A 12,698-nucleotide genomic window follows, 5' to 3' on the forward strand; every position below is an offset into this window, starting at 1 on the left:
CGGAGGTGGAGCGTCGGTGGCTTAAGCGACGGGGCCGCGGCAACGCGTATACACCCTTATCAATGCGCCGCGACTACCAGCAGTCAACATGAACGTCGTTCCTGACACGAGCGTCGTCGTCGACGGCCGCATCTCGCAGCGCGTCGAGGACGGCGAGTACGAGGGGGCCACGATATACGTCCCCGAGGCCGTGGTCGGCGAGGTCGAAGCACAGGCGAACAGCGGGCGGCAGACCGGCTGGGACGCCCTCGAAGAACTCCAGCGACTCGTGGAGTTGGCGGACGACGGGCGCGTGGAGGTTCACTACGTCGGGGAGCGCGCCGACGAGGACGACATCAAGCGCGCGTCGGCGGGCGCCATCGACGCCATCATCCGGGACGTGGCGGCGGAGTACGACGCGGTGTTCGTCACGAGCGACATCGTGCAGGCCGAGGTGGCGAAGGGGAAGGGCATCGAGGTGGAGTTCCTCGAACCGCTCGAACACGAACTCGGCGAACTCGCCATCGAGGAGTACTTCGACGACCTGACGATGTCCGTCCACCTGAAGCCGGGGATGGTGGCGATGGCGAAGCGCGGCGAGGTCGGCGAAGTCGAGTACCAGCCAATCGGCGACGAGGAACTGGACGTGGAGACGGTCAAGGAGTACGCGGGCGAGATTATTTCGACGGCGAAGCGCGCGGACGACGCGTTCGTGGAACTCTCCGAGGAGGGGATGACCATCGCGCAGGTCCGTGACATGCGCATCGCCATCTCCGAGCCGCCGTTCTCGGAGCAGATCGAGATTACGGCGGTGCGGCCCATCGTGAAGACGACGATGGACGACTACGAGCACGCCGACGAACTCCGGGACCGCCTGCTGGAGCGCGACCGCGGCGTGCTCATCGCGGGCGCGCCGGGCGCCGGGAAGTCGACGTTCGCGCAGGCCGTCGCGGAGTTCCTCTCGGACGCCGGGAACGTCGTGAAGACGATGGAGAAACCCCGCGACCTGCAGTTGGACGAGAACGTCACGCAGTACACGGAACTCGGCGGCGAAATGTCGAAGACCGCCGACAGTCTGCTGATGGTGCGCCCGGACTACACCATCTACGACGAGGTGCGGAAGACCGACGACTTCGAGGTGTTCGCGGACATGCGCCTCGCGGGCGTCGGGATGGTCGGCGTCGTCCACGCCACCCGGCCCATCGACGCGCTCCAGCGCCTCGTCGGCCGGGTCGAACTCGGCATGATTCCGCAGATCGTGGACACCGTCGTCTACATCGAGGAGGGCGACGTGGAGACCGTCTACGACGTGACGACCGAGGTGAAGGTGCCCGAGGGCCTGATGGAAGAAGACCTCGCCCGGCCCGTCATTCAGGTTCGGGACTTCTCGACCGGCACGCCGGCCTACGAGATTTACACGTTCAACCGCCAGGTCGTCACCGTGCCCCTCGACGAGAACGACGGGAGCACGGACTCGGGGGTCGACCGCCTCGCGAAACAGGAGGTCGAGCGAGAGATTCAGGCCGCCACGCGCGGCCCCGTGGAAGTCGACATCCGCGGGCCGAACGAGGCAGTCGTCTACGTCTCCGACGACGACATCAGTCACGTCATCGGGAAGGGCGGCGGGCGCATCGCGGACATCGAGAACCGACTCGGCATCAACATCGACGTGCGCACGCTCGACGAGCGCCCGGGCCAGCCCGCGGGCACGCAGGGTGCGAGTGGCACCGGCGACGGCGCCGAGGAGTCCGGCCAAATCGTGACGCCGGAAATCACGAGCCGGCACATCATCCTCCCGCTGTCCGGCGACCGCTCCGGAGAGACGGTGGAGGTGCAGGCGGACGGCGAGTATCTGTTCACGGCGACGGTCGGGCGCGGCGGCGACATCAAGGTCTCGCGCGGGTCGGCCATCGCGGAGGAACTGGAGCGCGCCATCGACGCCGAGCGCATGGTGTCGGTCGTTCCCAACGAGTAGCCGGCACCGCCCCGCCGCCGGACCGAGGTTTAATGTCGCTGGTCCGACGACACGCCGGACATGAGTACGACGACGGGGAGGGGGTCGGCGACGGCGACCGACCGCCTGCTTCCCGAGGACATCGCGGGCGAACCGGACGACGCCGAGACGCTGCGGCGGCAACGCGACTTCTACAAACACCTCTTCGAGTCGGCCGTCGAGTCGTTCCCGCACCCCGTCGGCGTGGTCGACGACGGCGGCGTCGTGACGCACTGGAATCCCGGCCTCGCGGACCTCGTACAGGTCCCCGCTGAGGAGGCCGTCGGGCAGACGGCCTACGACGTGGTCGGCACCGAGGGCGAGGACGAGGTGCTCTCCGAGCGCGTCGCGCGCACCGGCGAGACGGTCGTCGAGGACCAGATTCGCTCCGGGGAGACGCCGACCGGCGAGTCGTGGCACGTCCGCGGCGCGGCGTTCCCCGTCGAGGGGCCGGACGGCGACGTGGTCGGAGCGTTCCAGGTGAACACCGAGGTCACCGAAATCGTGGAGAAGAACCGCGCGCTCTCGGAGTTGCAGGACCGGGTCACCGAGGAGGTGGCGACGGCGACGGAGTCCCTGCGGGACGCGCTGGCCGAGACGGCCGAGAACGCGGCGGCCATCGAGGCGACGACCGACGAGCAGGCCGACGAGGTGGCGTCGATTCGCCGCGAGTTCGGGACGGTCTGCGAGGAGAGTGAGGCGGCGGCCGAGACCGCTCGCGCGGTGGACGCCCGCGGCGACGACATCGAGGACGCGATGGACGACGCGGAGGCGTCGGTGACGGCGGTCGTCGGGTCCGTCGAGTCGGCGGCAGACGTGGCGGCCGACGTGCGGGAGCGCGCCGAGGAGTTGGACGAGCGCGCGGACGCCATCACGCGGGTCACCGAGACCATCGAGGAGGTGGCGACGCAGACGAATCTGCTCGCGTTGAACGCGAACATCGAGGCGGCGCGCGCGAGCGCCGGCGGGAACGACGGCTTCGAGGTGGTCGCCGACGAGGTCAAGGAACTGGCGACCCGGGCACAGGAGGAAGCCGAGAAGGTCACCGAGGAGGTGGCGGCGACCCGGGACACCATCGACGAGACGGTGGCGGGCGTCGAGCAGTTGGACGACCGACTCGGCGCGGCGACCGACGAGGCGCGCGACCTCGAATCGACGCAGGCGGCCATCGCCGACGACGTGCGCGCGGCGACCGCCGACGTGGCGTCGGTCGCGGACGCCGTCACCGAGCAGGCCGACCGCACGCGCAGTCTCGAAGGCGACATCGAGCGGTTGGCCGACCGCACCCGCGACGTGTCCGGGCGCGTCAGCGACATCGCGGCGGCGACGACCGAACAGACCGAGACGGTCGGAGAACTCGACGAGACGGTCAAACAGGTCGCACGAGAGTTCGAGGCGTACGAACTCGGCGAGGAGTAGTTACGCTGCTTCGGCGTCGGCCTCGGCGCCGGCGTCGTCTTTCTCGCAGGTGAGCTGGTAGAGGCTCTGCCGGGCGTCGGCGAAGTAGATGTCCTCGTCGACGACGCCGCGGTCCTCCAGTCGTTCGAGCGCGTACCGGACGGTGCGCGCAGAGAGCATGGTCTCCTCGACGATTCGCTTCTGGGTCAGGGGGCCGTCGTACTCGAGTACCTTGAAGACGAGCTTCGCGCTCGGCGGGAGGTCCTCCAGCACACTGTCGTCTCCAGCCATCATTACGATTCGAAACACTCCACGCGCTTAAAACTGCGGGAGGTCTTCCCACGGCGTCACGACTCGGACTCCCCAGTCCGGCCGTCAACCGCGGTCACGAGGTCGAATCCGGGCTCCTGGTCGGCGAGGTAGCCGACCGCGAACGCCGTGTACGCGGTGCCGCCCTCCACGGTCACGTCGAAGGTGGTCACCACGTCCCCGGAGTTGTCCTCCGTGTCTGGGCGCACCTCCAGCGTGTACGACCCCGCGGGCACCGTCTCGTAGGACGACGACTCACCGAACGCCACGCCGTCGAACAGCGCCGACCCGCTGGACTCGACGGTCACGTCCACCGCGGGCGCGTCCGGCGACGCGTGGAACAACCGCACCACGGACTCGTCGGCGCCCGGCGCCTCGGACTGGTCTTCGAGCAGGCCGACGGTGAACGCCGTGTCCCCGTCCATCTGCTCGGTGGTGGTGCCGTTCGCGGTCGTCGTCCCGTCCGCCGTGGTCGTCCCGCCGCCGGTCTGGAGTTCGCCGTACGCGACGGCGGACTGGAACCCCTCGGCGACCGGGACGGTCTGGTCGAAGACGACGGTGCTCTCGTCGCCCGCGGCCGTGATGCGCACGTCGTGGTCGCCCGGCGACAGTGACGCGTACGGCGTCACGCCGCCGAACGGCGCCCCCTCGAACGCGAGCTGGTCGTCGACGTAGACGTCCACGTCCGGCGCGTTCGGGGACGCGTGGACCGCGCGCAGGTAGCCGCCGTCGCCCGCGGACGTCGTCGTCCCGTCGGTCGTCTCGGTGGTTCCATCGGCGGTCGTCGTGGTCTCCGTCGTTCCCGCCCCGTCGGTCGTCTCGGTGGTCGTGTCGGCGTCCCCGCCGCCGTTGCCCGCGCAACCGGCGAGCGCGACTGCGAGCGCTGTTCCGGAGAGTTGCACGACGCGCCGTCTGTTCGCACTGGGTGGCGTTCCCATGAGACCGGAGAAAGGACGACGCGTGCTTTGCTATACACGTCCTACGAACGCGTAAGCCCGCGTTGTCTCCGAGTACGGTCGACGTACGTGGCCCGAGAGCAACGCGAGCGTCGCGTGCCTCGTACGGCAAGCGAACACCTTTTGAGCGCGGCTACCGGAGAACCCGGTATGACAGAGACCGTGGACCGGAAGGCCTCCCACCGGCGGAGCCTGAAGGTGACCACCATCGCCACGCTCGGCGGCGTCGCTGCGGCCTTCGCCTCGGAGGTCGCGGTGTCCAATCCGTCGAGCAGAACCGGCCTGCTCGTGATGTTCGGCGTGGTGCTCGTCGAACTCGCCGCGATGCGGCTGTTCGGCGTCGACGTGACCGAGTTCGGGATGAAAGACCACTTCTACGTCCTGTTCATGACGTTCGCGCTCTGGTTCGTGACGTGGGGCGTGCTCCTGAGCGAAGGCGTCAGCCTGTAACGATGGCGGAGGACAGCATCGCGGTCGTCGACCTCGACAGGTGTCAGCCCGACCGCTGCAACTACGAGTGCTCGAACTACTGCCCGCCGAACCGAACGGGCAAGGAGTGCATCACGCTCCGCGGCGAGGACGCCGAGGACGGCGACCCCGACCAAGTGCGCATCAGCGAGGAGATTTGCCTCGGGGAGACCTGCGGGATTTGCGTCGAGAAGTGCCCCTTCGACGCCATCGAAATCATCAACCTCCCCCAGGAGTTGGAGGACGAACCCACCCACCGCTACGGCGAGAACGCGTTCTCGCTGTACGGCCTGCCGGTGCCCGAGTCCGGGAAGGTGACGGGCCTGCTCGGGCCGAACGGCATCGGTAAGTCGACCGCGGTGAAGATTCTCGCGGGCGAAATCACGCCGAACCTCGGGCGCCACGACGACGCGCCCGACTGGGAGGAGGTCATCGACGAGTACCGCGGGACGGAACTCCAGGACTACCTCGCGGCGGTCCGGGACGGCGACGTGAACGTCGCGCGCAAGCCCCAGTACGTCGACCAGATTCCCGACCAGTTCGACGGCACGACGCGGGAACTGCTCGAACGCACGGACGAGCGCGGCGTCCTCGACGACCTCGTGGACCGCCTCTCGATTCGGCCGGTCATCGACCAGTCCATCGACTCGCTGTCCGGCGGCGAACTCCAGCGCGTCGCGCTCGCCGCCACCTTGGCGCGGGACGCGGACTTCTACTTCGTGGACGAACTCACGCCGTACCTCGACATCGGCCAGCGCGTCACCGCGGCGCGCATCGTCCGCGAACTCGCCGAGGAGGAGGACAAGGCCGTGCTCGTCGTGGAACACGACCTCGCGGTCCTCGACCTGCTCGCGGACTCCATTCACGTCGCGTACGGTGAACCCTCGGTGTACGGCGTCGTCACGCCGCCGAAGAGCGTGCGCAACGGCATCAACGAGTACCTCCGCGGCTACCTCGACAACGAGAACATGCGCATCCGGCCGGAAGCCATCGAGTTCGAGGAGCACGCGCCCCGGCCGGCGAGCCGCGAGGAGACGCTCGTCTCCTACCCCGACATGGCCAAGTCCTACGGCGAGGGCGAGTTCTCGCTGTCCGTGGACGGCGGCGACGTCCACCGCAACGAGGTGCTGGGCGTCGTCGGGCCGAACGGCATCGGGAAGTCGACGTTCGCGAAACTGCTCGCGGGCGACATCGAGGCCGACGGCGTCGACCTCGACTTGGGGATGGACATCGCGTACAAGCCCCAGTACGTCGAGGCCGACCAGCACATGCGCGTCGACGCGTTCCTCTCCTCGATTACGGACGACTTCGGGTCGAGTTACTGGAAGACCGAAATCGGCGACCCGCTCCAACTCGACCGCATCATGGAGCAGAACCTCACGGACCTCTCCGGCGGGGAGCGCCAGCGCGTCGCCATCGCCGCGACGCTCTCGAAGGACGCCGACCTCTACCTGCTCGACGAGCCCTCGGCCCACCTCGACGTGGAACAGCGCGTCCTCGCGACGCGCGCCATCCGGCGGTTCGCGGAGAACCGCGAGACCACCGTGATGGTCATCGACCACGACATCTACATGATAGACCTGCTCGCGGACCGCCTGATGGTGTTCGACGGCGAACCCGCCGAACAGGGTCACGCGTCCACGCCACAGGAGATGCGCTCGGGCATGAACGAGTTCCTCGCGAACCTCGACGTTACCTTCCGCCGCGACGAGAACCTCGGGCGCCCGCGCATCAACAAGCCCGACAGCCAACTCGACAAACAACAGAAACGCGACGGCGAGTACTACTACACGAACTGAACCGTCGGCTCGCGGTCCTGTTTTCGCGCGCTCGCCGCGCGCATTCCGGGTCGACGGGCGAGAGCCGGTCAGGCCCACCGGCTCGTCGCCGTGTAGCGATTTCGAACCGTTAAGTCGGGTTAATCGGGGTTAATTTGCAGTAAGTCGCGCGCACGGTCCTGCGGGTATAAGGGGTGGAGACGCCAACGACCGGACAGCATGAGACGGACTGCTCTGTTCGTGGCGGTGCTGGTCGTCGCCGCCGGCGTTCCGCTGTCGGTCGGCGCGGTCGGCAGCCACGCCGCGGCCGGTGACGCCGCGTCGGGCGGCGTGGCGTCGGTCGCCGCACAGGACAACGAGACGGCGAACGAGACGAACGGGACGGCGCCCGGCGCCCAACTCGCCGCGGTGGTGAGCGTGCAGGGCGCCGAGGTCGAGGGCGACCTGGCGTCCCGGTCGTTCGGCCTGCAGATGGCGGCGGCGAAGTCGAACGCCTCGAAGGCGGCGGTGCTCGCGAACCAGAGCGGCGACCTCGAAGAGCGCCTCTCCGAGCTCCGCGACCGGAAGCAGGCGCTGATCGAGGCCAAGCAGAACGGCTCCATCTCGCAGGCTCGGTTCCGCGCCGAGATGGCGAGCGTGGCGGCCGAACTGTCGACCGCGAACAATCTGTTGAACCGGACGACCGAGGAGTCCACCGAACTCCCGGCGGAAGCGCTGGCGGCCCAGGGCGTGAGCGCCGAGTCGCTACAGCGACTCCGGGCGGCCGCGGGGAACCTCTCCGGCCCGGAGATATCCGAGATAGCGCGCGAGATGGGCGGGCCGCCGTTCGAGGGCGACGGTGAGGGACCGCCGTTCGGTGAGAACGATGCGAACGAGACCGACGACGAGGGAGACAGCGACGTCGACCTGCCGGACGGCGTCTCGGTCGGCGACCTGCCGGAGAACGTCTCCGTGGCGGACCTGCAGGACGTCTCGATGGACGACCTCCCCGAGAACGCGACCGTGAGCGACGTGGTGGACGAGGTGGAGAACGAGACTGAGACCGACACCGAGAACGACGCGTCGCTCGGTTCGGCGCCCGTGACGACTGGCGGCCCGCCGACGAACGAGACGCCCGGTAACTCCACGACCGGGCCGCCGGTGTCCGTCGCGTGGGCGCTGACCGCCGTCCCGCTCCTCGGCATCGAGTGACACACCACCGGTAACGTTTTTCCGGTCGCCGCTGTCGGTTCGGTCACATGACGGTCCTCGACTTCTAGCCGGGCGTCCGCCCGGCGGGTCGGCGCGAGCCGGCTCCTCCTCGCCGCGTGGGCGTCACGACGTGCATCGACGTTCGACTCCCTCACCCACGCACGCATGTCACGACGCGGCAACACAGCACTCGTAGCGAAACGCAGCACAGACCGACCAGTAGACACGACCGAGATTCGCGCGCTCTGCGAGTCGGCCGGCCTCGACGTGGTCGGCGAGCGCACGCAGGTCCGGCCCCGCGACCCGACCTACGACTTCGGCGAGGGCGCGGTCGCCGAGATGACCGAGCGCGTCGAACGGGAGGACGTGGACGTGCTCGTCGTCGACGACGAACTCGACCCCGGTCGCGCGTTCCACCTCGAAGAAGCCGTGAGTGCCGACGTAATCGACCGGACGCGCCTCGTCCTCGACATCTTCGCGGAGCGCGCCGAGACGAAGCGCGCCCGCCTCGAAGTCCGCCTCGCCGAACTCAAGTACGAACTCCCGCGCGCCGAGGCGAAAGCCCGGCGGGGCGAGAGTTCGGGCCGCCGCGGGTTCAAGAGCGGCGGCGAGGAGCCACAGGCCGCCCAGATGCGCGCCGACTACAAGCAACGCATCAAGCACCTGCGGGACGAACTCGACCAGTTGGACGACGCCGACGGCGACCTGCGGGACGCGCGCCGCGAGTCCGGCTTCGATTTGGTGGCGCTCGCGGGCTACACGAACGCCGGGAAGTCGACGCTCCTGCGCCGCCTCGCGGACGACCTCTCGGTCGAGGAGAACGCCGTCCAGCACGACGACTTGGACGACACGGCGGCGTCCCGCGACCGCCTGTTCGAGACGCTGGACACGACGACGCGCCGGGCGACCGTCGACGACCACCGCGTGCTCCTCACGGACACGGTGGGGTTCGTCGACGACCTGCCGCACTGGCTCGTCTCCTCGTTCCGGACGACGCTCGCCGCCGCCCGCGAAGCCGACGCCGTTCTGCTCGTAATCGACGCGACCGACGACCCGGAGGCGATTCGCGCGAAGGTCGAGACGAGTCTGGCGGAATTGGACGACCGCGACGGCACGCTCGTCCCCGTCCTGAACAAGCGCGACGAGGCGGGCGCGCTCGACTCGAAACGGGGGGTCGTCGCTGACCTCGCGGGCGACCCCGTCGTCACGAGCGCCACCGAGGGCGCTGGCGTCGACGCGCTCCGGGACCGCCTCGGCGACGCGCTCCCCGAGCGCGAGCGCGTCGAACTCACGGTCCCGAACTCGGACGCCGGCAACGCCTTCGTCTCGTGGTGTCACGACCACGGCACCGTCCGCGAAATCGAGTACGGCGACGCCATCTCGTTCGCGTTCGAGGGGCGACCCGAGGTCGTCGCGAAAGCCGAGGGGCGCACCGCAGACTTCGGCGAGTAGCCCCACAAAACACTTCATTCGCCCCGTTTCGTGTTTCACTAATGGAGAGACGGGAGGTGCTCGGTGGCGTGGCCAGCGCTTGCGCCGTACTGGTGGCCGGCTGCCTCGGAGACGGTCGAGACGGAGTCAGTACCACCGAAGCGAGAACCGCCACGAGCGAGACAACCACGGAGGGCACGACGACCACGACGGAACGAGTGACGTACGAGTCGCCGACCGCCGAGGACTTCGCGTTCGACGCGCGCGTTCTGGACGAGTCTCCGGAAGGCAGTCCGCCTCGGGTGGGCGTCGAACTCGCGAACGTCGCCGACCACGGAGTCAGCGTCTCCGGCGGCGCAACGTTCCCGTTCACGCAGTACAGTTCGACCGACGGGGCGCTCGCGCTCGTCCCCGACGACCGGGAGCACGTGTTTCCGGTGGACGGCGACAGCCTGATTCCCGGGTCACGCGACGGCTGTTGGGAACTCGGCGCGAACGTGGCGGTGGAGTCCATCGGTTTCCAACAGTCGCTGGCACCCGGAGAGCGCGTATCGACGAAGTTCAGCGTCCTCGCGTCCTCGTCCGCCCCGTGCCCCGGACCCGGCTCGTACCGATTCGAGAAGGACGTCAGCGACGTCACGCTCTCGTTCACCGTCGAACGCGCCGAAGACGGCAGTATCACCGACGCGTCCGGGAGCGTGTAGGCAGCGAGTTTGAGGTCGTAGGTGGTCGCTCGTTCGACTCCCGTCGACGAGCATCCGCGAGCGCCACGAGGCGGCGAAGCCGCCTCGGAACGCGCGAGCGGTTCACTCCGCGAACGCAGTGAGCGGAGGCCGACGGAACCCCCGAATGGGGGTGACCGAGGCTTTTTCCCCAAGTTTTTGCGCTGCACGAGGCGCGGCGTCGCCGCGCCTCGTGCAGCGCAAAAAGTGGGTTCTAGAAAACCGTCCGTTCGCAGCTGCCACAGAGGAACTGTTCTTTGCGGTCGACTTCGCGGACCGTGGGGGAGAAGTTCATCGCACAGCGGTTGTTGTCGCAGTGTTCGAGGCCGAGGGTGTGGCCGAGTTCGTGGACGACTTCCTTCCGGACGCGGTCGTCGAAGACGTCGCTGGCGGGGCGTTCGGAGAAGCCGCCGTCGGAGGAGGTCTGGAGTCGGTAGGTGGAGACGACGCAGCCGCGGCCGTCGAGGTAGGCGAGGCCGAAGACGTAGTTGCGGCGGCGGTAGTAGAGGTCTTCGGGGGTGATGGCGAGGGTCTTGTCGCCGGAGCCGACGCGCGTCGCGACGTCGATGAACTCGGCGGCGCGGTACTGGCTGCGCGCGTCGTCGTACGCCTCCGTCGGTACGTCCTGTTCGGCCTCGACGACGACTTCGCAGTCGTAGACGGACCGGAGGCTGGACGAGGCCTCGCGTTTGACGTGCGCGGGCACGTCGCCGACGGGGACGATATCTACCCGCATGGGATGACGTTAAACGCCGCGAAGCATAAACATCCCGGCGTGGTGAAACCGCCCAACGTCGCGGACGTGTTGGCCGAGTACGACGAGCTCGTGGAGGTGGGCGTGGGTCGGCGCACGGGGGTAGCCCGCGACCTCACGGAGCGCGGGTGTTCGGTGACGGCGACCGACGTGTACGAGCGCGAGGTGCCCGAGGGCGTGGGGTTCGTCGTGGACGACGTGACCGACCCCGACGCCGCGGTGTACGAGGGCGCGGACGCGGTGTACGCGCTGAACTGTCCGCCGGAACTCCACCGGCCGCTCCGCGACGTGGCCGAGCGCGCGGGCGCGGACTGCCTGTTCACGACGCTGGGCGGCGACCAGCCCGCGGTTCCGGTGGCGCGCGTGACCGTCGCGACGGGGACGGTGTTCGTCGCGGAGACGCGTAACTGACTTCTCTCCGGCGCGCCTGCGTCGGGGCATGGACGTAGACGCCGTCGTCCTCGACATCGACGGCGTGCTGGTGGACGTGGCCGACTCCTACCGTCGCGCCATCGTGGAGTCCATCGAGCACGTGTACGGGGAGACCATCGAGAAGGCCGCCGTCCAGCAGTTCAAGGACGCCGGGGGGTTCAACAACGACTGGACGCTGACCGACGCGGCGGCGCTCTGGATACTGGCTCGCCGCGAGGACGGCGGCGTCGGGAGCGTCGCGGAGTTCACGAACGCCGTCGCGGCCCACGGCGGCGGGCTGGCGGGCGCCGAAGCGGTCGTGGAGTCGAGTCTCGACTCCGAGGCGGTGCGCCGGGTGCGCGAGGAGTGGGACCCCGAGCGCCTGCGGGACGTGTTCCAGCAGCTCTACCTCGGCACCGACCTCTACGAACAACTGGAGGGCGAGACGCCGGAGCTGGACGTAGAGGGGTTCATCCACGACGAGGACGTGTTGATTTCGCCGGCGACCGTCGAGGCGCTCACGGCGGACTGGCCGGTCTGCGTGCTGACCGGGCGCCCGAGCGACGAGGCGGACATCGCGTTAGACCGCGTCGGCCTCGACGTCCCCGACGAGCGCCGGTTTACGATGGACGACTGGGAGGAGGGGAAGCCGAACCCGCGCGCGCTGGTGGCGCTCGCCGAGCGCACGCACGCCGACTCGGTGGTGTTCGTCGGGGACACGCTGGACGACATCGAAACGGCGCTGAACGCGCGGGAGGCCGACCCTCAACGCGAGTACCACGCTGTCGGCGTGCTCACGGGCGGTCTCACGGGCGCAGCGGGCCGGCGGAAGTACCGCGAGGCGGGCGCCGACCACGTTCTCGACATCGTAAACGACCTGCCCGACCTGCTCGCGGGGGAACGGTGAGCGACGCGTCGGCGGGCCGACGGTGGACGACGGTCGCCGCCGTGATTCTGGGGTTCGCCGGTGCGGGGATGGCGGCGCCGCCGGACCCGATAACGCAGGTGGTGTTCCTGCCGGTCGTCGCGGCGGCGGCGTTGCCCGCGTGCGTCTGGGTCGCGGTGCGCGCGCCCGGCGGGAGCGACGGGTCCGGGTTCGCCGTGTTCGTCGTCGCGGCGGCGGTGGTCGGCGGCGCGGCCGTCGAAGCCGCGTCGCTGGTTCCCTTCGACTTCGCCGGCCTCCTGTCGCTCGTCGCGTTCGTCGGCGGCGTCTACCTCGCGGCGGCCGCGGCGCGCAAGCGCTTCGGCGCGGAGCGCACCGCGGGCGCCTGACCGGAACCGGCCACGCCTACCTGCCGCGCAATCCTT

13 protein-coding genes are annotated in these 12,698 nt (G+C 69.1%); 10 read left to right on the forward strand and 3 right to left on the reverse strand.

The window, feature by feature from the left end:
* Positions 1-88: 88 nt before the first annotated feature.
* Entirely contained in the window at positions 89-1,954 is a 1,866-nt protein-coding gene (locus LT972_RS12800) for a PINc/VapC family ATPase (protein WP_232570771.1), read from the forward strand.
* Between the two features lie 60 nt (positions 1,955-2,014).
* The gene (locus tag LT972_RS12805; protein ID WP_232570772.1) at positions 2,015-3,391 is read left to right on the forward strand and encodes a methyl-accepting chemotaxis protein; all 1,377 of its coding nucleotides are present in this window, start codon (positions 2,015-2,017) and stop codon (positions 3,389-3,391) included.
* On the opposite strand, the gene LT972_RS12810 is transcribed toward LT972_RS12805, so the two are convergent.
* Both LT972_RS12810 and LT972_RS12815 read right to left on the reverse strand, forming a co-directional pair.
* Positions 3,392-3,664, reverse strand: a complete 273-nt coding sequence (locus LT972_RS12810; RefSeq protein WP_232570773.1) for a MarR family transcriptional regulator — start codon at positions 3,662-3,664, stop codon at positions 3,392-3,394.
* Positions 3,665-3,717: 53 nt separating this feature from the next.
* Positions 3,718-4,581 (reverse strand): DUF4397 domain-containing protein, encoded by an 864-nt coding sequence (locus LT972_RS12815; protein WP_232570774.1) that lies wholly within the window; start codon positions 4,579-4,581, stop codon positions 3,718-3,720.
* Positions 4,582-4,785: 204 nt separating this feature from the next.
* On the opposite strand from LT972_RS12815, the gene LT972_RS12820 reads away from it, so the two are divergent.
* From LT972_RS12820 to LT972_RS12840, 5 genes are all read left to right on the forward strand, one after another.
* Entirely contained in the window at positions 4,786-5,085 is a 300-nt protein-coding gene (locus tag LT972_RS12820; protein ID WP_232570775.1) for an EMC6-like membrane protein, read from the forward strand.
* 2 nt (positions 5,086-5,087) lie between these two features.
* A complete protein-coding gene (locus LT972_RS12825; RefSeq protein ID WP_232570776.1) occupies positions 5,088-6,902 on the forward strand; it encodes a ribosome biogenesis/translation initiation ATPase RLI in 1,815 nt (604 codons plus the stop codon).
* Positions 6,903-7,100: 198 nt separating this feature from the next.
* Complete coding sequence (locus LT972_RS12830; protein WP_232570777.1) at positions 7,101-8,072, forward strand: hypothetical protein; 972 nt, start codon at positions 7,101-7,103, stop codon at positions 8,070-8,072.
* Between the two features lie 165 nt (positions 8,073-8,237).
* On the forward strand, positions 8,238-9,524 hold the full coding sequence (gene hflX, locus LT972_RS12835) for a GTPase HflX (protein WP_232570778.1): 1,287 nt from the start codon (positions 8,238-8,240) through the stop codon (positions 9,522-9,524).
* A gap of 197 nt (positions 9,525-9,721) precedes the next feature.
* Positions 9,722-10,207, forward strand: coding sequence for a hypothetical protein (locus tag LT972_RS12840; RefSeq protein ID WP_232570779.1), 486 nt, complete (start codon positions 9,722-9,724; stop codon positions 10,205-10,207).
* Between the two features lie 232 nt (positions 10,208-10,439).
* Here LT972_RS12840 and LT972_RS12845 read toward each other — a convergent pair whose 3' ends face one another.
* Positions 10,440-10,961, reverse strand: coding sequence for an archaemetzincin family Zn-dependent metalloprotease (locus tag LT972_RS12845; protein WP_232570780.1), 522 nt, complete (start codon positions 10,959-10,961; stop codon positions 10,440-10,442).
* Between the two features lie 3 nt (positions 10,962-10,964).
* Here LT972_RS12845 and LT972_RS12850 point away from each other — a divergent pair, with 3 nt between their 5' ends.
* From LT972_RS12850 to LT972_RS12860, 3 genes are read left to right on the forward strand one after another with little or no spacing between them, the layout of a single operon-like run.
* Positions 10,965-11,390 (forward strand): UPF0146 family protein, encoded by a 426-nt coding sequence (locus tag LT972_RS12850; RefSeq protein ID WP_408610817.1) that lies wholly within the window; start codon positions 10,965-10,967, stop codon positions 11,388-11,390.
* Between the two features lie 28 nt (positions 11,391-11,418).
* Positions 11,419-12,297 (forward strand): TIGR01548 family HAD-type hydrolase, encoded by an 879-nt coding sequence (locus LT972_RS12855; RefSeq protein WP_232570782.1) that lies wholly within the window; start codon positions 11,419-11,421, stop codon positions 12,295-12,297.
* Positions 12,294-12,662 (forward strand): hypothetical protein, encoded by a 369-nt coding sequence (locus LT972_RS12860; protein ID WP_232570783.1) that lies wholly within the window; start codon positions 12,294-12,296, stop codon positions 12,660-12,662. The genes LT972_RS12855 and LT972_RS12860 overlap by 4 nt, the downstream gene beginning before the upstream one ends.
* Positions 12,663-12,698 lie beyond the last annotated feature (36 nt).

Source organism: Halobacterium litoreum (assembly GCF_021233415.1).
Lineage (GTDB): Archaea > Halobacteriota > Halobacteria > Halobacteriales > Halobacteriaceae > Halobacterium > Halobacterium litoreum.